The sequence below is a fragment of the Acetobacteraceae bacterium genome, from assembly GCA_039613835.1.
Lineage (GTDB): Bacteria > Pseudomonadota > Alphaproteobacteria > Acetobacterales > Acetobacteraceae > Sorlinia.
The window spans coordinates 1,641,803-1,666,704 of the sequence record CP154827.1 but is presented as its reverse complement, the minus strand read 5'-3'; the positions used below and the strand labels follow the sequence as shown (position 1 = coordinate 1,666,704).

Sequence of the window (24,902 nt, the reverse complement as noted above, 5' to 3'; positions counted from 1 at the left end):
CTAATAATCGCGCTGCTGGAAGGCCGCTTTCCAGTTCGTGCCGGGGTCGGGCATGTCAGCATCCTGTCGGTGCCACCAGCCACCGCCCACGGCCTGAAACAACGCCACGCTGTCGAGATAACGGTCGGCGCGTGCGCTGATCAGATTAAGTCGCGCTTCAAGCTCGATCTGGACGCTGGCCTGAAGCAGGACAGGACTGATATCGCCAATATCAGCCTGACTACGAGAAATATTGAAGCTTTCGACAGCCGCCTTCTCGTTGGCGGCGCTGATGCTGAGGGCATCTGCATCCTGCTGTAAAGCATGGAGACAATCCGCCACATCCTGAATAGCTGAGAGGACCGTGTCCCGGTACGTGGCGACGGCAGCAGTGACCTCCGCACGGCGGGCGCGCTGCGTGTGAAGCAAAGCACCTCCCTGAAAAATGGGCTGCGTCACCATGGCGGCGATGGACCAGTTCCCCATACCCGGCGCAAAAAACTGGTTCATCGCATTGACCGCCTGACCCGGAAAAGCGGAAAGTTGCACATTTGGCAGCCGATCAGCAATGGCCACGCCCAGATCGGCCGTTGCCGCGTGTAGTCGGGCTTCGGCCTGTCTTATGTCGGGGCGCTGATCCAGCAGGCCCGAGGGCAATGTGACGGGTAAATTGGCAGGTAGCTGAAAGTCCTCAAGATTAAACTCCGGCAGAACTTCATCCGGCGTGGTCCCGATGAGGGCTGCGATGAGATCATGCATTTTGGCGAGTTGTAATCTCAGATCCGGCATGAGCGATTGCGCATGGGAGAGCGCCGCGCGTTGCGCAAGTAATTGCGCCTTTGACACATCCCCCAACGCAAATTGCTTTTCCATCACATCATAAATGCGCTGCTGCACCGCTGTGATCTGCCCGGTCGCAGTCAATTGAGCCCGCAAACGCGCCTGCGTGATGACGGCGACAAGCACGTTATTGATGAGCGTATTTGTCGCGGCAACCAGCTCAAAGCGCTGGGCCTGAGCCTGGGCCGCCTGCGATTCAACGACTCGTCGGTTGCCGCCCCATATATCTGACTGATAGGTGATGGCCAATTGCGCCGTCTGCAATCCGTAAAGGTAACGATTATTGCCAGGCACAGGCGAATAAGCGCGAGATGTCTTGTTTTTGGTCGGATTGAAAGATGCCGCGATTGTCGGCAATAAGCTGCTCCCCTGTGCATCCGTCTGCTCATAGGCGGATTTGAGACGGGCTTTCAGCGCCGCGAGATTGGGGCTACCAGCACAGGCGCGGGCAATAAGGGCATCCAGCTTCGGTGACCCGAAAGCCCGCCACCACTGACCCGAGACGTCCTCCCCTTCCAGAAGCGTTTGCCGCGCCCCGGACAGCCCCGCACCCGGCGTGCCGTGGATCGTCTTTGACATGAAGCCGGGTCGGTAAGCAGCGTTTTTGACCATTTCAGGGCGCGTGTAATCCGGCCCGACGGCACAGCCACCCACCGACGTCAGCAAAGCGATGAGGGGAAAGACGCGGTAACGTGTCATGTCCCACGCACCTCCCTGCGCGCGATCCGCCGGGCCCATGCAGCCTCCATGCGGCAGAGGAAGACAGGCAGGACAAAAAGGGTCAGAAGGGTCGCAATCCCGAGCCCGCCCACAATGACCGTTGCCAGACCACGTTGGACATCGGTCCCGACGCCCGTTGCGCAGGCAGCGGGCAACATCCCCGCCGTTGCAACGGTTGCGGTCATAATGATCGGCCGGAAGCGTTCAACCGCGCCATCCAGCACAGCGTCACGTATCGCCTCCCCCTCAGCGAGGCGCCTTCTGATCGCGGCCACCATGATGATCCCGTTCTGCACCGCCACACCGAAAAGCGCGATGAAACCGACCGCGGTCGCGATATTAAGCGTCTCCCCCCGGATGAAGACAGCAATGAGCCCGCCTAACGTGGCAAGGGGGACAATGCCCAATACCAGGGTGGCAAACCGGAAGGCCCTGAACTCCAGAAACAGCAGGAGGAGCATCAGGCCAAGCATCGCGATGAGGGCGACAGATAAACGGACCTGAGCGCGCGCCGCCTGCTCAAAATTCCCGGCCCATTCGAGGTGGAATTGATCAGCATCAAAGGAGACATCCCGCGCGATGGCCGCCTGTGCATCTGCAAGATATTTCGAGAGCGCGCGGTCACCATTATCGACGCGGATCGTTAATTGCCGCGCGCCGAATTCGTGGGTGATATTATCCTCCCCCATATCCAGCGCGACATCGGCAATAAGGGAAAGCGGAATCAGCGCGCCGCCTGAGGCGCGGACGGGGAGGGATTTCAGCGTTTCCATCGTCGCGGTCGCCTTGTCCGGCAATTTCAATGTGACATCATGGACCCGATCCTCCACATAAACCTGTGTCACGACACCACGCCCCATGGCATTGCCGACCAGAGCAATGAAGCCGGACATATCAATCCCGTATCGCGCCATTTTCCGCCGATCGGCGCGGATGACGATTTGCGGAATCTTCGGTCCCTGAAACACGGAAGTATCCCGCGTCCCCGGCACAGTTTTGAGAGCGGAAACGATGCGGCCCGTCAGCGCGCGCAATTTTGTAAAGTCGTGGCCGTAAACGCGCAGGACGAGCGGACTATGCGCACCCCCGGCGACATCATCCAGCCCGTCCTGGATTGGCTGGCTGATCCCGAAGCCGATGCCCGGAATGGCGGATAATTTTTGCCGCAGACGATTGAGGAAATCCGCCTTCGTATCGCCCGCGGGCCAAGACGCGTAAGGTTTAAGGCCGACCGGCATTTCGATGTGAGAGAAAGTCCATGGGTCCGTGCCGGAGTCATTCCGGCCCAATTGCGTGATGGCATAGGTCGTTTCCGGCAGGGTTCTGACAGTGCGGCGCAGCTGGGTCGCGATCTCCGAGCTTTTTTCCAACGAAATGCCGGAGGGCAACTGTACCTGTATCCAAAGCGTACCCTCATCAAGCTGCGGCAGGAAGGCGCGCCCGATATTGGCCCCCAATACCATGACCGCGACCAGAGCACAGACCGCCCCGATGAAGATCACATTGAACTTACCCAAAGCGCGCTCAAGCAGATGACGATAAGCGGATGTCAGCCAGATCACCGGCCTGACTGAGATGATGCGGCGCGGCTGTCGTAGCGCATAATAAGCAAGAGCCGGGACGAGGCACAAGGCGCAGATCAAAGCGCCGAGAAGAGCAAAACCGACCGTGAAGGCCATCGGGCGGAATAATTTGCCCTCCGCCCCCTGAAAGGCAAAAAGCGGGCTGTAAGCGGCGATGATGATCAAGGTCGATGCGAAAATGGAGGGCCCTGATTGGCGGGCGACTTGGATGACCTCATCCGCTGTCAGCTGCCTGTCGGGATGATGCTCCCGCAGGCGAAGGACGGCCTCCGTCACGACGATCGCCCCATCAACGACCACCCCGAAATCCACTGCACCGAGGGAGAAGAGATTGGCCGTCAGCCCCACAATTTTCATCAGCACGAAGACGGTCGCGAGCGCCAGGGGGATGGTCACGGCGGAGACAAGCGCGCTGCGCGGTGAACCGAGGAAAAGTGAGAGGATCAGCACAACGAGCAGAATGCCCGCGGTCATCGTTTCCCCGACCTTATGGGTCGTGGCATCAACGAGATCTTTCCGATCAATATAGGGCACGATTTGGACGCCCATCGGTGCAAGCTGCTTCTGCAATTCGGCAACGCAGTGATGCACGCCCTTCAAAACCTCGCTGGGATTCGTGCCTGTCAGCATGGTGACGATTCCGCCAATCGCGTCGGGATTGCCGTCCTTACCGAGGATACCCTCCCTGATCCGATGGCCGAATTGCACCTGCCCGAGATCCTTGACGCGAATGGCCGTGCCACCCTGCTGCTTGATGCCGATCAGGCGGATGTCATCGAGACTATGGACGATGCCGACGCCACGTATCACGTAGGATTGCTCCCCACGTGTCACTCTGCCACCCGCCGCATTGCCCGTGTTGCGCTGGATGGCCGCCACCACGTCATCAACCCCCAGATTATAGCGATAAAGGGCGTCAGGGTTGAGGACGAGTTGATATTCCTTCGTGATGCCGCCGAAATTATCGACATCGACAACGCCTTTGACCGATCTCAATTTCGGGGTGACGACCCATGTCTGGAGATCCGTCAATTGCATCAGATTCTTTTGCGTCGATTCAAGCGTGTAGCGATAGATTTCACCGGCCGGGCCGGTGATCGGCCCTAATTGCGGCGCGGCCCCGCCCGGGAGTGAGGCTTCCGCAAAACCCTGCGAGACCAATTGCCGCGCCAGATAAATATCCGTGTTCTCCTCGAAAATCAGCGTGACGATGGAGAGGCCGAACGTACTGCTTGACCGCATGGCGGCTCGGCGTGGCACGGCGCTGAGGGCTCGTTCCAGCGGGCGGGTAACCTGTTGCTCGATTTCCTCCGCCGCCAATCCGGGCACCTGCGTAATGACCTGCACCGTCACCGGACTTAGATCAGGGTAGGCGGTAACGGTGATTGTCTCCCACGCGAAAAGTCCCGCAAGCGCCATGATGATCGCGGCGGCGAAGCAGACGAAGCGACTATGAAAGCAGACCGCCATGATGCGCCCGATCCGGCTTTCACGCGTTACAGGATCGGGGGGCGGAGAGGCGTCGTGCATTACACCGCGTCATTCAGAAGAATAGCGCCCTGCGTGACGATTATGTCATCGGGCTTCAGCCCCTCTCTGACGCGGACATGATCCGTCTCATCGAAGCTGGCCTCAATGGAACGGCGCACATAGCGACCCTCCGCCACTTTAACGAAGACGATCAACTGATCATTATTCATCACCACGGATGATTTCGGGATCAGAAGCATGGGCGGCATCGGAATATCGATGCGTGCATGGGCAAACATGTTCGGGCGCAGAACCTTGTCGGGATTGGGACAGGTCATGCGCGCGATGATCCGACGGATTTCGTCCCGCAACTCGGGTTCTATCCGTTCAACCGTCCCGTCACAGACGCGCCCCGGCAGATCATCGAAAGTGACATGCATGGGAAGGCCCGTTCTAATGGTCGCCACCGCGTCCTCCGGCACGTAAGCCTCAATCTGCACTTGCGACAGATCCTCCAATGTCGCCTGACTGATGGTCGCATCCGTGATGTTTTTACCCTGGGCGAGGATGGTGCGCTGCACATTGCCGTCAATCGGTGACAGGATTTTGACCTGACCGGACGTCACCTGGTCCGGGCTGATATTGAGGGCCTTGAGCCTGCGCTCCGCCCTTTGGCGTTCTGCCTGAGCCTGCGCGAGAGCGTTCAGCGCGCTATCGAGATCTTTCGCGGCATTTCCGCCAACCTTGAGCACGTTGCGGGCACGTGTCACGACGCGTTCCTGATAGGTTTCCTGCGCGATCGCGGAGCGATAATCCGCCAGAGCCTGGTTGAAATCACCGGATTCCATCACAGCCAGAACCTGGCCGCGACTGACAGGCTGCCCGGCCAGCAGACTTGTCTCAACAATACGCCCTGTGACGGGCGGGAAAATTTCAACCGTCGTGCGCTCATCCGACCGGATAAAAGCCGGGACTTCATGCTCATGAAGTCGGGAGGCTGTCTCGACCGGGCCCGTTTTGATCTGGTCCCGAACGGCGGCGCTGTCTTCAAGAATGACCATCCCTTTTTCCACCCGGATGGGGGTGGGATGGTCGGCTATTTTTGACCGATGCAAAAAACTGATGAGCGTCCACAGCGTCAGGACGACGAAAATCAGAATAAAAACGGCAATGACGCGTCGGGAACCCGTGATCTGGCGCATTCCTGTGATTCCCACTCTGGTGATATGGTCAGAAAGGCGGTTAGCCGATACGGCGCGCCCACCGCAAGATTATTAACAAAAAGCGTGACTTGAAAAGGAGAATGCGAAAATCCGGCTCCGTTTGCATCATCATGCCAGACGCCCCGCCGCGCTTTGCCCTTTCATGCTTGGTGAGAGACACTGAAATTTGGCGTCAGCGCAGCTTATAGCCGATGCGTATCGTCAGGCGATAAGGATATGTCAGTCTGTCGGGATCAGGCGGAAGGGGAATAGGTTCAGCATCCTTCGGAAGCGCGATGACGGCCTCATCCAGCGCTTCATTCCCGCTGGTCTTCGCCAATCCACTGGCGACGACATGGCCCGTGCGGTCAAAGGTGAACAACATGCCGACCTTGCCCTCAATACCTGCGCTTTTGGCCTCATTCGGGTAGCGTCGATAGGCTTTCAGTCGTGCATAGACCCGTCCCATCCAGTTATCCTGCGCGCCACTTGAGGCGGTGGCCTGCTTCAGATCACGATGGTCCGCCGTGTTTTCAGATGCGGGCGGTGCGGTCGCTTTTTCAGCCGGGGGTGCCGGCGTCTTCTCCCGGGCCGTCGCTCACCGGGTCGCGTTGGACGTTTTGGCGCAGCTTCCGAAATTTTGGAACAGCCAGAGGCGGCGTTTGCAACGACGTCTCGGGGGCCGGGATCCAGGGCGGCGAAATGGGTGTGGATGCCGCCAGATTGGGTTGCGTGAGAGGCCTCGGGTCGAGGGGGCGCGGGGGCGCGGGGGCGGAAACGGGGGAGATCTGGATTGGCTGCTGGGCCTCGTTGGCATCACCTTTCGTTTCCGCCAATTCTTTCAGGACGATCAGGCTCAGCACCAGAGCGAGGGCCATGGCCCCACCCGTCATGAGCAAGCTTGAGAGCCATCGCCTCTGCCCATGACGCCGTGCATTCGCCATATGACGCATGTGCCATACTGAAAAACACGTTTCATCGAAACGCGGCAAAGCTCATTCTCTCTGTAACAGGACAAGGGCGACTTTGGCGTAACCCGCGCTCACGAGCTGATCCATCATTTTCATCAAACTTCCATAATCGACCGCCTTATCGGCGCGCAGGAAGATGCGCTCATCCTTATTGCCTTTCGTCGCCACGGCGATCGCCGCGATGAGACCGGATACGGGAACCTTATCTTCACCCAGGGAAATCGAGTGATCCGCCTGCACGGTAAGGTACACGGGCTTTTCGGGTCGTGGTCTGGCTTGCTGGATGGAAGCGGGGAGATCCACCGGCACGCTCACGGTTGAAAGCGGCGCTGTCACCATGAAAATAATCAGCAGCACCAGCATCACGTCGATAAATGGCGTGACGTTGATTTCATGTGCTTCCTGATTTGTTTCGTCCGCATGTCGGATCCGGAGGCTCATGATCGCTTGCCTAGGCGTCAACTGCGCTGCGAAGCTGCAGGACGGGCGCGGGGGCATTCAGTGCCTGGCGGGAGAGATCACGCGAGACGACCCGCATCAGGCCCGATGTCAGGTCAGCGACATGGGCACGACACTGCATTGTTTCACGTGAAAGATGATTATAGACGATGACCGCCGGAATGGCCGCCACCAATCCCATCGCCGTTGCCAGCAGCGCCTCGGCAATACCGGTGAAGGACCGCATAATCCCGCAAACCGTGCCGAAAAGACCGACGAACGGCGCCGTTGCCCCGATTGTCGCGAGTATGCCTGTATCTTTATTCAAGGCGCGGGCCTCGGCCGCCTCGATCCGCCATAATGTCGCGAGAGCGCTCCTGCTCCGCCTTTACGGCGAGGATCATGCCGTAGCCAAGATAATCCTCATCTCCAAGACGTTGAAAAGCATCGTCAAGGTTGCGCGACTCATTGAGAATTTTGTCCTCCGCCATGAGGCGTCGCTTGAGGCGGGATAATTCGATTGTTTTGGAAATAAGGACAACCCACACCGTCACGAAACCGAGCGCCAGAAGGGTCATGACGAATTTAACGACCGGGTCAGCCGTCAGGAACATTTGCCATGGAGAAAGACTCACGCCCATAATCTTTGATCCTTCAGACGGGACAGCTTCCTGACGCCCAAATTCGGATGTCAAGGGTCACACACCTCTGAGAGCGCAGATTAATGCGAGTCGTTATCATTATCAAGATAGAATTAAATTTAGTTTTTCTATTACCCCTTAATGTCCCGGTTATCTGAAGATATCGCTATTTCTAATGCCCCTCATCTTCTAGCCCTCTGATCGATACGGGGTCAGAACTGCCAATGAGGTGCCCCAACGGCGTCAGGCGATCAATATGGTCACAGACGATCTTCAGCACGGCCAACATAGGCACGGAGAGGAAGGCCCCGCCAATGCCCCACATCCAGTCCCAGAAAACGAGGGAGGAGATGACGAGCACCGGGTTGAGCATGAAGCGTTTGGCCAGCAGAAGCGGGGTGATCGTCTCCCCTTCAATGAGGTGGATGAGGAGGTAGATCAGCGGCGGTGCAAAAGCCCAGATGACCGCGTGGAAGCTTGATAACGCGACGAAAAGATAGATGACGACGCCGGTCAGCGGGCCGATGATCGGGATGTAATTCAGCAGAAAAGCCAGCACACCCAAAAGGAGCGGATTGGGCATGTCCAGCAGCCAGCATTGCAGGTAATTGAGCAATCCGACGAGACCGTTCATGACCGTGATCGTCGCGAGGTAAATCGAAACGTTACGTTCAATTTTGGCCATCATCTGCTGAGCGCGCTTGCGCCCTGCGTGATGGGGCATAACCTCGATAATGCGTCGCAGCAGAACATCCCCTGACAACAGGAAGAAAAACAGAAGGGGGATCGTGGTGAAAAATTCGACCAGAATGGTGCGCGTTCCATAAAGGACGGTTACCCCCCAGCTTCCGAAAAAAGCGGGCGAGGTGACTTCATGATGGCCGGAAGCGTTTCCCGATGGCGCGAATTGCTGGGACGTCATGAAAAACGAGATGATGCGGTTATAGGCGCGCTGTAGAAAATCGATTGGCCCGTTCAGGAAGACCAGTTTCTCCTGAAGTAGGGCAATATTCTGGGAAGTATGTTCAAGCCAGGATGTCGCCGGGACGGAGACCGCCGTCGCGATTCCCTCCCCCACCACTATAAACATGACGAGAATAAGCATGAGCGCCGCCAGAGGCTTCGGCAGGCGTAACGTCCGGTGCAGAAAACGCATGGGCGTGATCATCAACAGACTGATGATCAGCGCGAAGACGAACGGCAACACGATTGTCGCCGCGAAATAAAGGATCGTCAGCATAATCGTGGCCGTGACAATCAGGGTGCAGACATCCCGGATATTGAGTCGACTCTCTGCCACAGCCCGCCTGATCATCATTTTTTTGCGACGATCGGCGTGGAGGGCCTCACGGGGAAATCCGGGATTGCTGCGTCATGGTGCTCAAACCTTCTCTGCGTCATCCACTCTGTCAAAATGAGCGCGGTGTCATCTTCCGCACCCGGGGAGCTGTCGGGAGGCGCCGCCGCATCATGCGTTATGCGGCACAACCGTGTGTAGGCTGTTGCATAAAATCTTGCATCCATAAACAATCTTTCGTCTCATGACGTAATGTGGCAGTTTTAGCTTCCATGATTTTCTCCCCGAAAAAACGTTTTGGTCGCCAGGCTGATGCCGCCGATGTTTCATCTGAGCAGGCACCGGTCATTGACCCTCAGGAAACCAACCCGGCGCGTTTCACGCATGGGGACATTAGGCGCCATGTTTTCGTGATGGCCTCCACCGGTGCGATTGGCCTGATGGCCGTCTTCGCGGTTGATCTCCTCAATTTCTATTATATTTCCCATCTTCATGACCCGAATTTGACCGCCGCCATCGGCTTTGCCGGCGGCATCAGCTACATTCAGATTGCCTTGTCGATCGGCATGACAATCGGGCTGGGTGCGACAATCGGCCGCCTCCTCGGTGCGGGACGCCTCGTCCGCGCGCGCTATTACGCGTCATGTTTTATCGCATTCATGTTCTGTATCAGCGCGGCTCTCGGCGTCGTGACGTTGATTTTCGCGCATGATCTCCTCTCTGCTCTCGGAGCGCGGGGGGAGGTGTTGCGCCAAGCCACCACCTATCTGCGAATCACATCATTCAGCCTTCCCCTCGTCTGTCTGGGCATGGCGCAATCTGCCCTTCTCCGCACGACGGGCGATGCGCGTCGCTCCATGCAAGTGTCACTGATCGGGGCGATCGTGTCCGCCCTGCTCGACCTCATTCTGATATTCGGGTTCAATCTCGCCCTTGTCGGCGCCGCGATCAGCACCATCATTTCCCGCTTCGCGGTGGTGACCGCCGCTTATCTCAGCCTGCGCCGCCACCGCATCCTGACCTGGCCGCGGATGGAATTTTTCGGCGCCTCACTGAAGGAAGTCGGGGCCGTCGCCCTGCCCGCCGTCGCGACAAATATCGCAACGCCGTTCGGGGGCGTATTCGTTACGCACGCCATGGCGCGTTTCGGCGCGGAGGCCATATCCGGTCAGACCACCATCGACAGAATCATCCCGGTCGCCTTCGCGTTTGTCTTCGCCTTGACAGGCTCGGTCGGGCCGATCGTATCGCAAAATTACGGCGCGCAATATTACCATCGTGTGCGGGAAACATTGGTGGCCTCCTTGAAAATGACGATGGTCTGCGTCATCATCACCTGGATCACACTTTACGTGTTTCAAAACGAGATCGTGACGATCTTTGCGCCGAAAGGTGTCGCGCTCGACATTGTGCACCTGTTCTGCGACTATCTGGTCGCGAGCTATTTCTTCCTTGGTCTTCTCTTCGTCTCCAACACTATTTTCAATAATCTCTCGCGCCCGCTTTTTTCAACCGGGTTCAATTGGGGGCGCGCCACGCTCGGCACGATCCCGCCTGTCTGGATCGGCGCACATTGGGGGCCGTTCGGCATTCTCTACGGACAGGCCGTGGGGATGATCATTTTCGGCAGTGTCGCCGTGCTGACCGCGTTCTGGGTTGTGAATCACCTCGATCAAGCCACGCCGCGAAAGACATTCAGATAAAAATCATATTCCCGCTGAAAGGAATCTCGCAATGTTTCAGCATTGCGGAAACCATGGCCTTCGCCCGGGTAGATTTTGATCTCGGTGGTGATGCCATTATCCTTCAGACGCTGATACATGTCCTCCGCCTGCGTCAGGGGTACAACCTGATCTGCATCTCCATGCAGGAAGAGAACGGGCACATTGATCTGCTCCGCATGATGGACAGGTGAGCGGGAGGTGTACAGATGACGCGCCTCGCGAAGCAGCCCGATGAGGCGATCAAGACTAGCGCGACTCAAACTTATGTGTCTCAGCGACCAGCGTCATGAGGTCCGCAACGCCATAAAGCGATGTGCCGGTACAGAATATATCTGAAAGCGCCAGACACCGCAGCACGGTCAGCCCGCCGGATGACGCATCGCTTCGGATCTGCCAGGCCCTGGTCGCAGATGTAATGCACGACGTCGATGCAATCCATCACGTCGCGCCCCCATTCACCATCCAGAGCCTGACGGTAAGCGCGCCCCCACCCTGTGAACCCGCGATAATTCACATCCAGCAAGGCAAAACCCCGCGTCGTCCACCACTGCACTTTGAATGAAAAGCCGGATTGGCCGCCATGCGCCGTGACGATAAGGGGCGGACGCCCTGCTGCCTCCGTGAGGGCAGCGCCCATCGACCGGCGCATAAAGAAGCCATGTGCCGTGGCCCCATCGCGCGTGGGGAAAGACAGGGCACGCGGATGGGCACAATCTTCCGGGCCAATTCCGTCAGGGAATGTGAAAGCCGATTGCAGAATCCGACTTTGGGCGAGGTTGCGCCCGATACGTATTGAGGGCGGGGCATCGCTTGGGGCGTGGAGCCAGGCAAACGCGTCGCCAATCGGCAGAGGCACAGCGGCTGAAAACCCGAAATGCGCATCCCGTCAACCATCTTCATCAAAAAACGCGACATGCGGCATCCCATTTTTGACGCCGTGCACCAGAAGCCTGCTATGGCTTGGGCAAATAAGGGATTGATGACCGAAAACCCAGGGTGGCGCGCCGATCTCAAACCCTGGGTCCGGCAGAAACGCGCCCGTCCAATTTTCTTCTCCTCGAATTTTACAGGCTGCCAGGTGCCTATCGCGTCGGAAAGGGCGAAAAGCGTCGACTGATCCTGTCAGACCGGCTCCATGACGCTGCACGCTGCATCCTCTCCCACTAATACCGCTATGTCCCTGATGACAGGATGTCCCGCCGCCCAATTCAGTCGCGCCAATTTCAGTTGGGTTTCATTCCACGGCATATTGGGGTGGTCCCAACTGATGAAAGCGAGATATTGCCCATCTGGCGACAAGCGCGGTGACGCGTAGAAATCCTGCCCCCTGATCAGGACCGTCTCAATCCCTTCCGCAACCCAGACAATGCTCGTCTCGGCTTGCCCCCTGAGGCGCGATGATCCTCCCTGATGCAGAAAACACCCTCTGACACAGAGGGGTGGGATCCCGCCTGCATCGTCGATAGAGGCGAGAAATCGGCGTAGCGACAATTATCCGTGCCGCCCATCACCTTCTGCACGCCGTCTGCGATATGATAAATGCGACCATCCACGGCATTGGTGAAGATGACACAGCCCCTGCACCGACCGCATAGGCCCCGCCACCATATTCATTCACGGAAGATCTGACATTGACACCAGGCGTTGTCACGTCTCGGGGCGGAGACGCATTTTTCTGCGCGACGAGGGTTGTTTCCCCCCTTTTGCGACGCGCGTCTCAAGCCAGTAAACCGTGTCGGCTGAGGTGCGTATCTCAGCAAGCTGGGTGGTGCCGCCCGGCGACAAAATCTGCGGTGACCCAGGGAGAATGTTCCATCGCGGGTGAGGGTGTTTGTCTTTTTGTCATGACAGGATGCGGTCCGGCTCCAGAAAGGCTTTGACATGATGGGTGATGATGTCGATTTTTGTTTCCTTTGATCAAGCCGCCGGAGGATGACGAACCTGCTAGACTTTCTTGAACATCTCATCCGAGAATATGGTTACGGCATTATCGGTTGCGTCGTCATGCTTGAAAGCATGGGTCTGCCCCTTCCGGCCGAAAGCCTGATTATTGCCTCCTCCCTTTATGCTGCATCAACCCATCATCTTGGCATCCATTGGATTGCCCTGGCGGCAATTATCGGCGCTATCATGGGGGATAATTTCGGGTATCTCATCGGACGTGCGGTCGGTTTTCCCTTACTTATCAAACATGGCCGCAAAATCGGGCTGACGCCGAAACGCCTGTTACTCGGACGCTACTTGTTTCAACGCCATGGTGGAATCGTTGTTTTCTTCGGTCGATTTGTCGTTATACTGAGATTGTTTTCCGCCTTACTCGCCGGTGCCAATCATATGAACTGGCAGCTCTTTCTGGTCTATAACGCGTTGGGCGGAGTTGCGTGGGCGGGAGGCTATGCGGCGGCGACTTATTTCCTCGGTAAAGGCATTCTCAATCTTTCAGGGCCTCTCGCTCTTACCATTGGCGGTGTCTTTCTTATCGTGGCGCTCATCATCTTCTTCCTGCTCAAACGAAATGAAAAGAGGTTTATGCAAGCTGCGATGGAAGCAGCGCATCATGACCCTTATTTACCGAAGGACGGAGAATGGGCAGAACTCAGAAAACTGGCGGCAGAAAAACAGCCATCATAACGGGCAGCACCAACGGCCTGGGGCTTGAGGCCGCGCGCGGTGTCCGCGTCATCATGACAGGACGCAACGCCGAGAGAGGGCAGAGCCGCGTCGATGATCTCAAAAAGCAGATGCCTGATGCTGACGTGACCTATTGCCAGCTTGATCTGTCCTCACTTGATGAGATCAACCCCTTCGCGCAACGTCTCGATGTTGAAGGGCTTGATATCCTCATCAACAACGCCGGCGTTATGGGACCGCAAGAGCGCGTCTTGACCTCTTGCGGGCAGGAATTGCAGTTCGGCACCAACCACCTCGCGCATTTTTTGCTGACATCGTGCCTGCTTCCCGCGTTGATCCGCGGCAAAGGGCGGGTCATCACCGTGGCCTCACGCGCCGCTTTAAAAGGGCGGATCCATTTTGAGGATCTGAAAGCCACACGATATTATGATTCCATGACGTTTTATCGTCAAAGCAAATTGGCCAATCTGATGTTCGCTCTCACATTGGACAGGCTGCTGCGCCAACATGACATTCCCGTGCAATCATGCGCCGCACATCCTGGATGGACACGCACGAATATGATTGCCAGCATCCCGCATCAGGAGACGGTTCCAACCTTTAAACAGTGTCTCTATCAACGCGTCGTTGAACCGGTTGGGGCTGCGATTTTCAACCATTTTGCGCAGGATGTCGCTGATGGCGTGCAGCCGCTTCTGGCACCTGTCTGGCTTGGCGGGGATGTGGGCGGCGCTTATTTCGGCCCGCAGAAATTCGGGGAAAGAAGCGGACCTGTCGGCCCAGCCCACATCCCCGCATTGGCCCGCAAAGAAGCGGATCAGAAGCGCCTGTGGCAATGCTCCGTCGAGATCACCGGTGCGCAATATCCCTTCACTTATAGCTGAGGGAAAGCACCAGCGATTCTTTCCTTCAGCCCCAGGGCCGTACGACGATCGCAATGACGATGATGATCATGAGAAGCGTCGGAACCTCATTGACCACGCGGAAAAACTTTTCGGAATGAAGGCGCTGCTCATGCCTTAATTGGCGGCGCCATCGTGCACAACAACCATGAAACCCGAAGAGACCTACCACCGCAATGAGTTTCGCCCACCACCAGCCCGCATGCCAGTCAATCACGCCGGGTATTAAAGCGAGAATGATGCCGAGCACGGTCGTCAAGGTCATGGCAGGCGCAATGATGGCGTGTGATAGACGGCGCTCCATCAAAATAAACCGCGCACTTTCTACACTGCCTACCGATGTCTGCGTGTGATAGACATAGAGGCGTGGCAGATAGAGCATCCCCGCCATCCAGGCGATGACGGCAATCATGTGAAAGGCTTTCAGCCACAGCAGGTAGGAGATAAAAATATCCATCGCGTCTTTCCTTTCGCATTTCTCAAAACCCGTCCCAGTTCAGAGAGCGACCGGATGACGGTGAGATTGGGCGGCGCGTCCGCTGGGCGATGACCATCTTCCCGAAGGAAAAAACAGGCTATGCCCGCTTGCTCCGCCGCTTCTGCGCCCGGGAGACTATCCTCCGCCACGAGACATTCCTGCACGGATCGATGTTCGGCCGCAGCCGCGGCCAGATAGACATCCGGCGCCGGTTTAGCGCGGGGCACATCAAAGGCTGAGTGAATGCGGTCATCGGGAAAGAAATGTGCCAAGCCCGCGCGCGCAAATTTGGCGTCCATTTCCTCCCGGGATGAATTTGAGGTCACGCGAAATTCGTAACCGAGCGCCTCCACGCCTTTGACGGGCCGCGCTTCGGCTTTCATCATCGCGACCATGCGCGCCTGCATCTGCGTAACAAGATCATCCGGCAGGGATTTCTGCAGATCCGCCTCCAGCGCTTTTTTGACAACAGAAACTGCGTGCCGGAGAAGCGCGCCAAGGCCTGATCCGGCGTCATTTTCACACCGCATGACGTCGCAACTTCCGCAATCAGGCGGGAAGACGCATCTTCACTATCGACCAGGACACCATCACAATCGAACATGATGAGTTTGAGCGCGGCAGGGATAGAATTTTCCGTCATAAAATCTCAGGTCTTTTCTGCATACGTACGGCCTCGACCAGCATGGCGACATGTTCCGGCGGGGTCTCCGGCATGACACCATGGCCGAGATTGAAGATATGGGGTCGATGCGACATGGATCGGCAGATATTCTGCGCCTCCTGGGTCAGCGCATCTCCCCCCGATTTAAGGATTAACGGGTCAAGATTTCCCTGCAGGGCCATTGAATCCGGCAGGCTCTCCGCCACGATGTCAAGGCTTGCCCCTGTGTCACAGGCAAGGGCGTCGATCCCGGTCTCCTGCGCATAAATCGGCGCCATCACGCCAGCGAACCGGGGGAAACCGATGATTTTGACGTGAGGATGTTTTGCGCGAATCGCCGTGACGATCTGACGTGTCGGCGCGATGACATAACGCCGGAAGAAGCGTGGCGGCAAAAGCCCCGCCCAACTATCGAACAGCATGACCGCTTCCGCCCCGGCATCAATCTGCGCGACCAACATCTCAGCCGTGGCGTCAGTCAGGAGCGCCATGAGCCTGTCGTAAAATGCGGGCGCTTTCAACATCGCCTCCCGCGTGATGCTGTAATCGCGGGAGCTCCGGCCCTCAACCATATAGCAGCTGACGGTAAAGGAACTTCCGGCAAATCCCAGTAAACTTGTCGCGGGCGGCAAAGCGCGGCGCAAATGGCGCAATGTTTCCAGAATAGGGGCGATGAACGAAGCGACCGCCTCCGGCTGCAGCGCGTCAAGCGCCGCATCGTCGCGGATCGGCGTCAGAACGGGCCCCAGATTTTCAACAAAATCCAATTCCTGCCCCATGGCATGAGGAAGGATCAGAATGTCGGAGAATAATATGGCCCCATCCATGCCAAAACGCCGGATGGGTTGTAATGTCAGTTCCGTCGCGATATCCGGCGTCAGGCACCGCGTCAGAAACGGCAATTTTTCCCGACAGGCACGGAATTCGGGCAGATAACGTCCCGCCTGGCGCATCAACCATAAAGGGGGCGGCCAGACAGGATGCCCACCCAGAGCGCGTAAAAGCGGTTTCTCGGTCGAGACAAAATGAGGGTTCGTTTCAGTTGGCGGGAAATTGCACGTCATACGAGCCAATAAACATAAAAGAAGAAAGAAAAGAAAGTGATTGTCTTTGTAGAGCCCTGTGGAAGACGGGGTACCCGACTTTCAAAAAATGTACCACATGTTTCCCACACTGTGTACAACTCTGGATGTGGCTATCACCAAGGGCTGCATGAATCTATTCAGTTTTACCCACAGAAGGGCTGTGTACAATTCACCGGCATACCGCCGGAAAGGCCCTATCCACGGTACTCCACCATGGCATCCGCATGAGCCGGTTTTCCCCCATGTACCCCAGTACTCACGATCCTGATTCACAGGGCGATGCCGCCTGTGCGAGATTGTGATCATCGAGTCCCGACTCCGTATGACGAGGTTTTCTCATGACGATGCGACAGCGAGACACGCCCCTCATTCTTGCCAGCGGTTCCCGGACAAGGTTTGATCTCCTGCGCCGTGCGGGTCTCCATGTCCGGGCATATCCTGTTGATGTAAATGAAGCCACTATAAGAAATGAGGCGCGGGCACGTGGCGCCGAAGGCGGTGAGATCGCGGTCGCTCTCGCCCATGCCAAGGCGCGCTGTTACAGCTTGAGGCAGGATGCTGAGGAAGGCGCGTTGGTCATCGCCGCGGACCAGATCCTGACCTGTGAAGACCGGCAGATTGATAAAGCACCTGACCTGACCGCATTGCGTGAAATCCTGGTTTTTCTGCGGGGGCGAACGCATATTTTGCAAACGGCCTGCGTCATCTACCAGGACGGCGCCCCGATATGGACGCATCTCGCGCGCCCACGCCTTCAGATGCGGCATTTCAGTGACGCATTCCTTGATGATTACCTGCATAAGGCTGGGGAAGCGGTCCTCAGTTCGGTCGGGGGTTATCAGCTGGAAGGCCGGGGCGTGCAGCTTTTTGAGAAAATCGAGGGTGCTTATGACGATATACTCGGCCTCCCCTTGCTTCCCCTTTTATCCGCATTGCGACAATTGGGCGCGATGGCGTGATATGTTTCAGCAAGTTAGGACTTGCCAGCCTCTCAACGGCCCGTTATACGAAGCTCCACGGTGAGATATCCGCCAAAAAGCGGGGCCATAGCTCAGTTGGTAGAGCGCCTGAATGGCATTCAGGAGGTCGTCGGTTCGATCCCGATTGGCTCCACCATTTCTCAAAATTCTGAAGTTAAGCGCGGCGTCGAAGCGCCGGAATGCGGCTCTGCGCGCGGCCGGCAGGGCGATGTTCTAACGCGTCACGATATAGGTCTCTGCCGCCTTGAGGAGGCGATCTGCTTCCTCCTGGGTGCTTGTCTCAACATAAAGTCGCAATTCCGGCGCGTTTCCGGACGGGCGGATATGCAGGATCACCCCTGAGGTAAAGAACATCCTTGTGCCATCCGTCTCATCAATATGGTACAGATGGCCACGGATCCCTAATGCCGCCCTGAATGCATCTGTCTCCGCGCAGGCGGTAAAATGTGTGACCAGCGCCAGCCCCCGATCCCGCGGCATGTTTTTAAGGCAGGCTGACGCGGTCACACGCCTGGGAAGGGCGTTGATCAGGCGGGTCAGATCATTCCCATAAGCCCGGGCTGAAATGAGCGTGGCGAGAAGGGGCAATGCAAAATCCCGTGTCGGCAACGCGTCCAAAACATGTTGGCCGGAGATGAGACGTTGTCCCAAAATCAAACCGCCATTCGCTTCATAACCGATAATCGCTCTCTCCGGCATCTGCGCATGGTCGGGCATGGCGGCGAGCACATAAGGTGAACCAATTTTTGTGCGCGCAATGCGGGGTACGGCTTGACTTAACTCTAACACTGTATTGCTTGTCACCGGCGTGGCAACAAACGTCGCCTTCAATAGACGCGCGGTGACCAATCCCATGACGTCGCCACGGATCATGTTTCCGAGATGATCTGTCAGGAGCGGTCGGTCTGCGTCGCCATCTGAGGAGATGATGGCCGTAACGCTGTGACGCGCCGCCCAATCTTGCAGCAACGCAGTATCTTCCGGCGCGAGTGCCTCTGTATCAATGGGATGAAACGTCGTTTTGCGCCCGAAAGGCACGGCGCGTCCGCCAAGTGCATTGATGAGATCGACCATCAGGTCACGCGCGACCGAGCTATGCTGATAGACTCCGAACACCATATCCTGCAGGGCGTTTTCGCCGAAGAAATCACGATATCGTGCGAGGAAGGGCGTGACCACGTCATTGGGCGGGGGCAGCTCTGGCGCGGTGATCAAATCGCCCGAACTGCTGAACAATCCTGCCGGAAGGGTGACATGCTGTCGGCGCATGCCTGCCTCATCTTCCTTCGAAAATTCCTGACTTTTACGATTGAATTTGATCCCGTTCCGATCCGCCGGAATATGACTGCCCGCCACCATCAGGGACGGGATTTTTTTTCTGAAAGCGGTGAGACTGAGGCAGGGTGTCGGGACGTATCCGCAAAACAGAGCTTGCCCCCCGGATTTCCGCACGGCCTCCATGCAGGCACGTAAGATCCGGGGGGGAACTGGGGCGTAGATCCCCTGCCAAAGCCACTTTCATCCTGGGTGAAAAGGCGTCGACCTCGCGCATCCACTGCAAATAGCCGGTAACATAGGCAAAGCAGAGCCGGTCCGTCATGGCACTGACGAGTCCACGCGCACCACTTGTGCCGAAGGCCACGCCGCTTTCCTCCATCCATGACGAGATCAGCATTTTGGTTTCATACCACGCTTTTGTGATGTCTGAACGATACAACATCGAGCGGCCGGACCATAGCGGTCAGAAATCTGTGTCTCGCTTGCGATGCGTGGAAGATCTGCCCAGGAATGGCGGCGGGCCGCGACCTGTTCAGAAGCGTCCCGCCGCGTCGGCGAACGTTGCTGATGGATAAAGGCTTTAATGATCATCTTGCGATGTTCATCGAAAGCCCTTCTCCCGATAACGGAGAAATGCGCTTACGCGTTGAGCGATTTCTCGAGTTGCGGTAGCACCTCGAAGAGATCGCCGACAAGCCCGTAATCCGCCACTTTGAATATGGGCGCCTCAGGGTCCATATTGATCGCGACGATGACGCGACTATCTTTCATGCCCGCAAGATGCTGAATTGCTCCAGACAAGCCGACAGCAATATAAAGCTCCGGCGCGACGATTTTGCCCGTCTGGCCGACCTGCATCTCATTCGGGGCGAACCCAGCGTCAACGGCAGCGCGTGATGCGCCGATGGCCGCACTGAGTTGCGTTGCGATGCCGTCCAGCAGCTTGAAATTTTCCGCATCTTTGAGGCCACGACCGCCGGAGATCACGACGCGCGCTGATTCCAGCTCCGGACGGTCGGATTGCGTCAGTTCAACACCCAGAAGTTTGGCTTTGCTGGTAGCGGCTTCCGACGTCAATACGTCCACGTCGGCCGACCCCGCATCAAGATCCGGCGTTGGATCAAAATTTGCGGCGCGCACCGTCAGGATTTTCAGATTGTCGCGAGAGCGGACCGTGGCAAGCGCATTGCCCGCATAAATCGGACGCACAAAATTTGACGCGTTCAGGATTTCGATCACTTCCGTGATGGGCTGCACATCACATAACCCCGCCAGACGTGGCAGGAGGTTTTTCGATAAGGCCGTCGCTGCGCCGATGATATGGGTGTAATCACCAGCCCTCTTCGCGATGAACGCCGCCATATCCTCCGCAATTAAAGCGATGGAGGGCACGTGCAGGATTTTTGAGACACCCTCAAGCTTGCGAAGGGGCGTCACATCGCCATCGCCGAAGAGAATTGCATGTACGTCGCCCAATTGACGCACCGCCATAATGGCAGAGCGACTGGCGAGTTTGACCTTGCCGGCCTCGGTTTCAATGATAACAAGCGCTGTCATACTCAGACGACCTTTGCTTCGGTGCGGAGTTTTTCTACCAGTTCCTCAACCGAGGACACGATAATGCCTGCCTGGCGCTCCGTCGGTTCGACGACTTTGACGATATCGAGACGTGGGGCAAAATCGACGTCCAGAGACGCGGCTTCAATGGTTTCAAGCGGCTTCCTCTTGGCCTTCATGATATTCGGCATGGTGGCATATCGCGGTTCATTCAGGCGGAGATCCGCCGTCACGACGGCGGGGAGAGAAAGACGAAGCCGCTCCGTGCCAGCATCAATCTCCCGTGACACCTCGATTTTGCTATCGGCCAGTTCGACCCGGCTTGCAAAAGTCGCCTGAGGCCAATCCAATTGCGCTGCCAGGATCTGGCCTGTGGCATTCATGTCGTCATCAATGGCCTGCTTGCCCATAATGACGAGGTTGGCGGCTTCCTTCAGGATAATCGCTTTCAAAAGCTTAGCGACGCCGAGTGGCTCGATCGCATCCTGCGTCTGGACAAGAACAGCCCGGTCCGCACCCATTGCCATGGCGTTGCGCAAGATGGGCTGGCTCTCTGCCGGGCCGATGGAAACCACCACCACCTCGGATGCCTGACCTTTTTCCTTCAGTCGGATGGCTTCTTCAACCGCAATTTCGTCAAACGGATTGATCGACATTTTGACGCCTTGCGTTTCAACGCCCGATTGATCGGCCTTGACCCGCGGCTTGACGTTGTAATCGATCACGCGTTTGACCGGGACTATAATCTTCATCACGCTCTCACTCGTATAAATAAGGGCGCAGGACAGACGACAACGTAATTGTGGTCACATCCCGGCAGGGTAATTGGGGCCACCACCACCTTCAGGCGGGCGCCAATCAATGTTTTGTTCAGGGTCTTTAATATCACAGCTTTTACAATGAACACAGTTCTGCGCATTAATTTGAAGGGCGCGTCCCTCCGGGACTTCAATCGTTTCATAAACGCCGGCAGGGCAGTAACGGGTCTCGGGGCAATCATAAAAGTCGCGATTAACCGCCTTCCACAGCGCCGCGTCATGCAATTTGAGGTGAACGGGTTGGTCCTCCTCATGATTTGTGCCGGAGAGATAGACGGAGGATGTCAGGTCAAAAGTAAGTGAGCCATCCGGCTTGGGGTAGGTAATGGACTTACTGGTGGCCGCTGGCTGAAGTGAAATATTGTCGGGATGGCGATGATGCAGCGTCCAGGGCGCCCGTCCACGGAATAAGAGCGTATCAAGCCCGGCATAGATGGCGCCCAGCCGCGTACCCCACCGCGCGAAAGCGGGCCTGAAATTCCGCGCCTTATAAAGCTCATCGGCGAGCCAGCTCTTTTCCAGGCGTGCATTGAGGTCAGACGTGGCGGGACGCCCCTCCGGCGCGTCAAGCACCGCTGCGGCTTCTTCCGCTGCCAACATGCCGGATTTCATGGCTGTGTGCGTACCCTTGATTTTAGGGACGTTGAGGAAACCGGCCGTGTCCCCGGTCAGCATCCCGCCAGGAAAGGAAAGGCGTGGGATGGATTGAAATCCGCCCTCTGACAAAGCCCGCGCACCGTAGATCAATCGCCGGCCATTCTTGAAATGTTCGGCAAAAGCGGGATGGGTCTTGATGCGCTGCATCTCTTGAAATGGGGAGAGATAGGGATTTTGATAATCGAGCCCGACAACAAAGCCGAACGAGACCAGATTTTCGCCGAAATGATAGAGGAAGGCGCCGCCATAGGTCTGATCATCAAGGGGCCAGCCGAAACTATGCTGCACAAAGCCGGGACGATGCTGCTCGGGCGGTACTTCCCAAACTTCCTTGACGCCAAGACCGTATGTCTGAGGGTCGACATTCTCACGAAGATGATATCGCGCCATGATGGCTTTAGTGATGGAACCGCGTGCGCCTTCAGCAAGGATCGTCTGGCGCGCGCGCAGGATCATACCCGGCGCATATTGCGGCCCCGGCTGACCGTCGCGGCCAACACCCATATCCCCGACAATGACGCCGCATAAACGATCATCTTCAATAAGCGGGGTGGCGGCGGCAAAGCCGGGATAGATCTCGACGCCCAGCGCTTCCGCCTGCTCAGCCAGAAAGCGGCAGAAACTGCCGAGACTGATAACGTAATTGCCATGATTTGACAGGGCGGGCATGAGTCGCTCGAAAAATGGCAGAGCGAAGGCGCGCTCCTCCGTCAGGAAGAGAAATTTTTCAGAACTCACCTGCGTCTGAAGCGGGGCGTCGAGGTCGCGCCAATCAGGGAGGAGTTCATCGAGGCTGCGTGTTTCTATCACCGCGCCGGAGACGATATGCGCCCCGACCTCACTCCCTTTCTCAAGCACGCAGACGGAGGCCTCAGGTTTGAGCTGCTTAAGGCGTATCGCGGCGGATAAACCGGCAGGACCGGCGCCGACGATCAGCACGTCGAATGACATTTCCTCCCGCTCAATTTCAGATGTCATCATCGGTTGCGCAACCTTTCACGTTGTCTCACAACGTTGATAAGTCCAGTAAAACGGAACACGCCCCTCCCGCAACGCCTTGCTTTCATAACGTGTTGCGGACCACCCATCCGGGCGTTCACCTTCGGCGTAGGCGATGCGTTTGAAGGCTATTTGAGACGCCATCACCTCTTGCACCATTCCTGATAACGGGATGGTCGCTTGCGATGCGCCATTCCGCGCCCGGACGCATGGTGCGGGCCAGAAGCGCGATATTATCCGGATGGACAAAGCGTCTTTTCGCGTGACGCGCCTTCGGCCACGAAGTCAGGAAACATAAAATAGACGCGTTCGAGACAGGCGTCAGGCAGGGCGCGCAAAAGCAGGCGCGCATCCTCCGGCCACAGGCGCAGGTGATCGGGTGGTGGCGCTTTCGCCTCCTGCCCCTCAGGTGCGAGGCGGGAGAGGAGAGAACACAGGCCGTTTTCAAAAACTTCGGATGCGATATAGAGGCAATCTGGATGGGCTTCGGATTGTGCCAATGCGCGCTCACCGCCGCCAAACCCGATTTCGAGAAAAATATGCGTCGTCGGGGCGGCGTTGAAGGCGCGATGGGGCGTCGTCGCCTGATCTGCCGTCAGGCGGAAACGCGGCAGCGCCTCATTAAGAAGGCGCTGCTGCCGGGGCCGCAGGGAGTAGATTCGCGGCCGACCATAAAGCTTATCAGGTTGTGGTTTGCAAAGAGATTTGATCAGCACAGGGCCTCAACGATTGAAAGCCCGCCGCAGGTCATCGACCAGATCCGTCTGCTCCCACGTAAAATTATCCAGTGCCGGGTCAGGGATACGGCCAAAATGTCCGTATGCCGAGGTTGGCGCGTAAATGGGTCGGTTGAGGCGCAGATGCTCCCGGATGCCGCGTGGTGACAGATTGACCATCTGATACAGCACGCCCCCAAGGCGCGCCTCATCGATATCCTTGCCCGTCCCGTCCAGATCAACATAGACGGAGAGCGGCTTGGACACGCCGATCGCGTAGCTGAGCTGAATCGTGCAGCGATCGGCCAGATCAGCCGCGACGACATTTTTCGCCAGATAGCGCGCCGCGTAAGCGGCGGAGCGATCCACTTTGGTGGGGTCTTTTCCGGAGAAGGCACCGCCGCCATGGGGGGCCGCGCCGCCATAAGTATCGACGATGATTTTACGGCCGGTCAACCCGGCATCACCATCTGGTCCACCGATAACGAAGTTACCGGTCGGATTGACGTAAAATTCCTCTTCCTTGCACATCCAGCCCTCGGGGAGAACTTCCCGGACGACAGTGCGCAGCATCTCACGGATGGTGTTTTGCCCCATACCTTCAACATGTTGTGTCGAGATAACGACGGATGTCGCGGCGACCGGCTTGCCCTCCACATAGCGAAGGGTCACCTGGCTTTTCGCATCGGGCAGAAGCCCATCCCCGCGCGCATCGCCGCTTTTACGGTAATCGCGGATTTTTTCGAGGATGGATTGCGCATAGAAAAGCGGCGCGGGCATGAGGCGTTCCGTCTCACGTGTGGCGAAACCGAACATGATGCCCTGGTCACCGGCACCCTCATCCTTATAGCCTTCACTATCCACACCTTTGGCAATATCGACGGATTGCGCGTGGAGAAATGACATGATGTCGGCTGTCTTCCAGGAGAAACCCTCCTGATCATAACCAATGTCGCGTATGGCGTCGCGCGCGCGCTCAACCAGCATGTCGGATGTCACGGATGCCGGGCCACGGACTTCGCCCGCCAAAACGACACGATTGGTCGTGCATATGGTTTCACACGCGACGCGCGCTTCAGGGTCAGCGCTGAGAAAAGTGTCCAGAACAGTATCGCTGATCCTGTCCGCAACCTTGTCCGGATGGCCTTCAGAAACGGATTCTGATGTGAAAAGGAAATCGCCGTAATTACGCACTCAGGGACCTCGCAGGGAATGAGTGATGGACGAAGAAACGGTAAAAAGCCATCTCTCCAACGAAAAATGGAGAGACTG

The 24,902-nt window shown here is 57.2% G+C and carries 25 protein-coding genes, 1 tRNA gene and 2 pseudogenes; 5 read left to right on the top strand and 23 right to left on the bottom strand.

Annotated features, from left to right (window positions below):
• The 9 genes from AAYR33_09250 to AAYR33_09210 all read right to left on the bottom strand — a co-directional run bounded on the left by AAYR33_09250 (window position 1) and on the right by AAYR33_09210 (window position 9,162).
• Window positions 1-1,518 carry an efflux transporter outer membrane subunit gene (locus AAYR33_09250; GenBank protein XAO71153.1) on the bottom strand — a complete coding sequence of 506 codons (1,518 nt, stop codon included), beginning with the start codon at window positions 1,516-1,518 and terminating at the stop codon, window positions 1-3.
• Window positions 1,515-4,652 (bottom strand): CusA/CzcA family heavy metal efflux RND transporter, encoded by a 3,138-nt coding sequence (locus AAYR33_09245; GenBank protein XAO71152.1) that lies wholly within the window; start codon window positions 4,650-4,652, stop codon window positions 1,515-1,517. The genes AAYR33_09250 and AAYR33_09245 overlap by 4 nt, the downstream gene beginning before the upstream one ends.
• The gene (locus AAYR33_09240) at window positions 4,652-5,794 is read right to left on the bottom strand and encodes an efflux RND transporter periplasmic adaptor subunit (GenBank protein ID XAO71151.1); all 1,143 of its coding nucleotides are present in this window, start codon (window positions 5,792-5,794) and stop codon (window positions 4,652-4,654) included. Before AAYR33_09240 ends, AAYR33_09245 begins: the two co-directional genes overlap by 1 nt.
• A 193-nt stretch (window positions 5,795-5,987) precedes the next feature.
• On the bottom strand, window positions 5,988-6,263 hold the full coding sequence (locus AAYR33_09235; GenBank protein XAO71150.1) for an energy transducer TonB: 276 nt from the start codon (window positions 6,261-6,263) through the stop codon (window positions 5,988-5,990).
• A gap of 91 nt (window positions 6,264-6,354) precedes the next feature.
• Window positions 6,355-6,738 carry a hypothetical protein gene (locus tag AAYR33_09230; GenBank protein ID XAO71149.1) on the bottom strand — a complete coding sequence of 128 codons (384 nt, stop codon included), beginning with the start codon at window positions 6,736-6,738 and terminating at the stop codon, window positions 6,355-6,357.
• 51 nt (window positions 6,739-6,789) lie between these two features.
• On the bottom strand, window positions 6,790-7,206 hold the full coding sequence (gene exbD, locus AAYR33_09225; protein ID XAO71148.1) for a TonB system transport protein ExbD: 417 nt from the start codon (window positions 7,204-7,206) through the stop codon (window positions 6,790-6,792).
• A gap of 10 nt (window positions 7,207-7,216) precedes the next feature.
• Window positions 7,217-7,531: a MotA/TolQ/ExbB proton channel family protein gene (locus AAYR33_09220; GenBank protein XAO71147.1), complete on the bottom strand. Its 315-nt coding sequence runs from the start codon at window positions 7,529-7,531 to the stop codon at window positions 7,217-7,219.
• Window positions 7,524-7,898: a hypothetical protein gene (locus AAYR33_09215; GenBank protein ID XAO71146.1), complete on the bottom strand. Its 375-nt coding sequence runs from the start codon at window positions 7,896-7,898 to the stop codon at window positions 7,524-7,526. The genes AAYR33_09220 and AAYR33_09215 overlap by 8 nt, the downstream gene beginning before the upstream one ends.
• A gap of 118 nt (window positions 7,899-8,016) precedes the next feature.
• Window positions 8,017-9,162 (bottom strand): AI-2E family transporter, encoded by a 1,146-nt coding sequence (locus tag AAYR33_09210; protein XAO71145.1) that lies wholly within the window; start codon window positions 9,160-9,162, stop codon window positions 8,017-8,019.
• A 233-nt stretch (window positions 9,163-9,395) separates the two neighbouring features.
• On the opposite strand from AAYR33_09210, the gene AAYR33_09205 reads away from it, so the two are divergent.
• Entirely contained in the window at window positions 9,396-10,844 is a 1,449-nt protein-coding gene (locus tag AAYR33_09205) for an MATE family efflux transporter (protein ID XAO71144.1), read from the top strand.
• Here AAYR33_09205 and AAYR33_09200 read toward each other — a convergent pair.
• The 4 genes from AAYR33_09200 to AAYR33_09185 form a co-directional block, all read right to left on the bottom strand.
• Window positions 10,814-11,125 carry a prolyl oligopeptidase family serine peptidase gene (locus tag AAYR33_09200; GenBank protein XAO71143.1) on the bottom strand — a complete coding sequence of 104 codons (312 nt, stop codon included), beginning with the start codon at window positions 11,123-11,125 and terminating at the stop codon, window positions 10,814-10,816. The genes AAYR33_09205 and AAYR33_09200 overlap by 31 nt on opposite strands.
• An 11-nt stretch (window positions 11,126-11,136) precedes the next feature.
• On the bottom strand, window positions 11,137-11,721 hold the full coding sequence (locus AAYR33_09195; GenBank protein XAO71142.1) for a prolyl oligopeptidase family serine peptidase: 585 nt from the start codon (window positions 11,719-11,721) through the stop codon (window positions 11,137-11,139).
• A gap of 266 nt (window positions 11,722-11,987) precedes the next feature.
• Window positions 11,988-12,356, bottom strand: a complete 369-nt coding sequence (locus AAYR33_09190) for a hypothetical protein (GenBank protein XAO71141.1) — start codon at window positions 12,354-12,356, stop codon at window positions 11,988-11,990.
• Window positions 12,357-12,512: 156 nt separating this feature from the next.
• Window positions 12,513-12,650, bottom strand: a complete 138-nt coding sequence (locus AAYR33_09185; protein XAO71140.1) for a hypothetical protein — start codon at window positions 12,648-12,650, stop codon at window positions 12,513-12,515.
• 147 nt (window positions 12,651-12,797) lie between these two features.
• Here AAYR33_09185 and AAYR33_09180 point away from each other — a divergent pair, with 147 nt between their 5' ends.
• Together AAYR33_09180 and AAYR33_09175 are read left to right on the top strand one after the other, a co-directional pair.
• Window positions 12,798-13,496, top strand: coding sequence for a DedA family protein (locus AAYR33_09180; protein XAO71139.1), 699 nt, complete (start codon window positions 12,798-12,800; stop codon window positions 13,494-13,496).
• Window positions 13,451-14,380, top strand: coding sequence for an SDR family NAD(P)-dependent oxidoreductase (locus AAYR33_09175; protein ID XAO71138.1), 930 nt, complete (start codon window positions 13,451-13,453; stop codon window positions 14,378-14,380). Before AAYR33_09180 ends, AAYR33_09175 begins: the two co-directional genes overlap by 46 nt.
• Window positions 14,381-14,405: 25 nt before the next feature.
• On the opposite strand, the gene hemJ is transcribed toward AAYR33_09175, so the two are convergent.
• From hemJ to hemE, 3 genes are all read right to left on the bottom strand, one after another.
• Complete coding sequence (gene hemJ, locus AAYR33_09170; GenBank protein ID XAO71137.1) at window positions 14,406-14,855, bottom strand: protoporphyrinogen oxidase HemJ; 450 nt, start codon at window positions 14,853-14,855, stop codon at window positions 14,406-14,408.
• Window positions 14,822-15,406, bottom strand: coding sequence for an HAD-IA family hydrolase (locus tag AAYR33_09165; protein XAO71136.1), 585 nt, complete (start codon window positions 15,404-15,406; stop codon window positions 14,822-14,824). Before AAYR33_09165 ends, hemJ begins: the two co-directional genes overlap by 34 nt.
• A 109-nt stretch (window positions 15,407-15,515) precedes the next feature.
• Complete coding sequence (gene hemE, locus AAYR33_09160) at window positions 15,516-16,604, bottom strand: uroporphyrinogen decarboxylase (protein ID XAO71135.1); 1,089 nt, start codon at window positions 16,602-16,604, stop codon at window positions 15,516-15,518.
• Between the two features lie 359 nt (window positions 16,605-16,963).
• Here hemE and AAYR33_09155 point away from each other — a divergent pair, with 359 nt between their 5' ends.
• On the top strand, window positions 16,964-17,584 hold the full coding sequence (locus tag AAYR33_09155) for a Maf family protein (GenBank protein ID XAO71134.1): 621 nt from the start codon (window positions 16,964-16,966) through the stop codon (window positions 17,582-17,584).
• Window positions 17,585-17,665: 81 nt separating this feature from the next.
• Window positions 17,666-17,741, top strand: a tRNA-Ala gene (locus AAYR33_09150).
• Between the two features lie 77 nt (window positions 17,742-17,818).
• On the opposite strand, the gene AAYR33_09145 is transcribed toward AAYR33_09150, so the two are convergent.
• The 7 genes and pseudogenes from AAYR33_09145 to metK all read right to left on the bottom strand — a co-directional run bounded on the left by AAYR33_09145 (window position 17,819) and on the right by metK (window position 24,824).
• Window positions 17,819-18,874 carry a phosphomannomutase gene (locus AAYR33_09145; GenBank protein ID XAO72452.1) on the bottom strand — a complete coding sequence of 352 codons (1,056 nt, stop codon included), beginning with the start codon at window positions 18,872-18,874 and terminating at the stop codon, window positions 17,819-17,821.
• A 63-nt stretch (window positions 18,875-18,937) separates the two neighbouring features.
• Window positions 18,938-19,066: pseudogene (locus AAYR33_09140) on the bottom strand (hypothetical protein).
• Window positions 19,067-19,522: 456 nt separating this feature from the next.
• The gene (locus AAYR33_09135; protein XAO71133.1) at window positions 19,523-20,440 is read right to left on the bottom strand and encodes an FAD-binding protein; all 918 of its coding nucleotides are present in this window, start codon (window positions 20,438-20,440) and stop codon (window positions 19,523-19,525) included.
• Between the two features lie 2 nt (window positions 20,441-20,442).
• Complete coding sequence (locus AAYR33_09130; GenBank protein XAO71132.1) at window positions 20,443-21,192, bottom strand: electron transfer flavoprotein subunit beta/FixA family protein; 750 nt, start codon at window positions 21,190-21,192, stop codon at window positions 20,443-20,445.
• Between the two features lie 54 nt (window positions 21,193-21,246).
• Window positions 21,247-22,896 carry an electron transfer flavoprotein-ubiquinone oxidoreductase gene (locus AAYR33_09125; protein ID XAO71131.1) on the bottom strand — a complete coding sequence of 550 codons (1,650 nt, stop codon included), beginning with the start codon at window positions 22,894-22,896 and terminating at the stop codon, window positions 21,247-21,249.
• Window positions 22,897-22,911: 15 nt separating this feature from the next.
• Window positions 22,912-23,627: pseudogene (locus AAYR33_09120) on the bottom strand (tRNA (guanine-N7)-methyltransferase).
• A gap of 9 nt (window positions 23,628-23,636) precedes the next feature.
• Entirely contained in the window at window positions 23,637-24,824 is a 1,188-nt protein-coding gene (metK, locus tag AAYR33_09115; GenBank protein XAO71130.1) for a methionine adenosyltransferase, read from the bottom strand.
• Window positions 24,825-24,902 lie beyond the last annotated feature (78 nt).

Excerpts from the sequence above, each read along its gene's own strand:
- AAYR33_09250 (XAO71153.1), bottom strand. The coding sequence starts at position 1,518 with ATGACACGTTACCGCGTCTTTCCCCTCATCGCTTTGCTGACGTCGGTG.
- AAYR33_09245 (XAO71152.1), bottom strand. The coding sequence starts at position 4,652 with ATGCACGACGCCTCTCCGCCCCCCGATCCTGTAACGCGTGAAAGCCGG.
- AAYR33_09240 (XAO71151.1), bottom strand. The coding sequence starts at position 5,794 with ATGCGCCAGATCACGGGTTCCCGACGCGTCATTGCCGTTTTTATTCTG.
- AAYR33_09235 (XAO71150.1), bottom strand. The coding sequence starts at position 6,263 with ATGGGACGGGTCTATGCACGACTGAAAGCCTATCGACGCTACCCGAAT.
- AAYR33_09230 (XAO71149.1), bottom strand. The coding sequence starts at position 6,738 with ATGGCGAATGCACGGCGTCATGGGCAGAGGCGATGGCTCTCAAGCTTG.
- exbD (XAO71148.1), bottom strand. The coding sequence starts at position 7,206 with ATGAGCCTCCGGATCCGACATGCGGACGAAACAAATCAGGAAGCACAT.
- AAYR33_09210 (XAO71145.1), bottom strand. The coding sequence starts at position 9,162 with ATGATGATCAGGCGGGCTGTGGCAGAGAGTCGACTCAATATCCGGGAT.
- AAYR33_09180 (XAO71139.1), top strand. The coding sequence starts at position 12,798 with ATGACGAACCTGCTAGACTTTCTTGAACATCTCATCCGAGAATATGGT.
- AAYR33_09175 (XAO71138.1), top strand. The coding sequence starts at position 13,451 with ATGGGCAGAACTCAGAAAACTGGCGGCAGAAAAACAGCCATCATAACG.
- hemJ (XAO71137.1), bottom strand. The coding sequence starts at position 14,855 with ATGGATATTTTTATCTCCTACCTGCTGTGGCTGAAAGCCTTTCACATG.
- AAYR33_09165 (XAO71136.1), bottom strand. The coding sequence starts at position 15,406 with ATGCGGTGTGAAAATGACGCCGGATCAGGCCTTGGCGCGCTTCTCCGG.
- hemE (XAO71135.1), bottom strand. The coding sequence starts at position 16,604 with ATGACGTGCAATTTCCCGCCAACTGAAACGAACCCTCATTTTGTCTCG.
- AAYR33_09155 (XAO71134.1), top strand. The coding sequence starts at position 16,964 with ATGACGATGCGACAGCGAGACACGCCCCTCATTCTTGCCAGCGGTTCC.
- AAYR33_09145 (XAO72452.1), bottom strand. The coding sequence starts at position 18,874 with ATGCGCCGACAGCATGTCACCCTTCCGGCAGGATTGTTCAGCAGTTCG.
- AAYR33_09135 (XAO71133.1), bottom strand. The coding sequence starts at position 20,440 with ATGACAGCGCTTGTTATCATTGAAACCGAGGCCGGCAAGGTCAAACTC.
- AAYR33_09130 (XAO71132.1), bottom strand. The coding sequence starts at position 21,192 with ATGAAGATTATAGTCCCGGTCAAACGCGTGATCGATTACAACGTCAAG.
- AAYR33_09125 (XAO71131.1), bottom strand. The coding sequence starts at position 22,896 with ATGATGACATCTGAAATTGAGCGGGAGGAAATGTCATTCGACGTGCTG.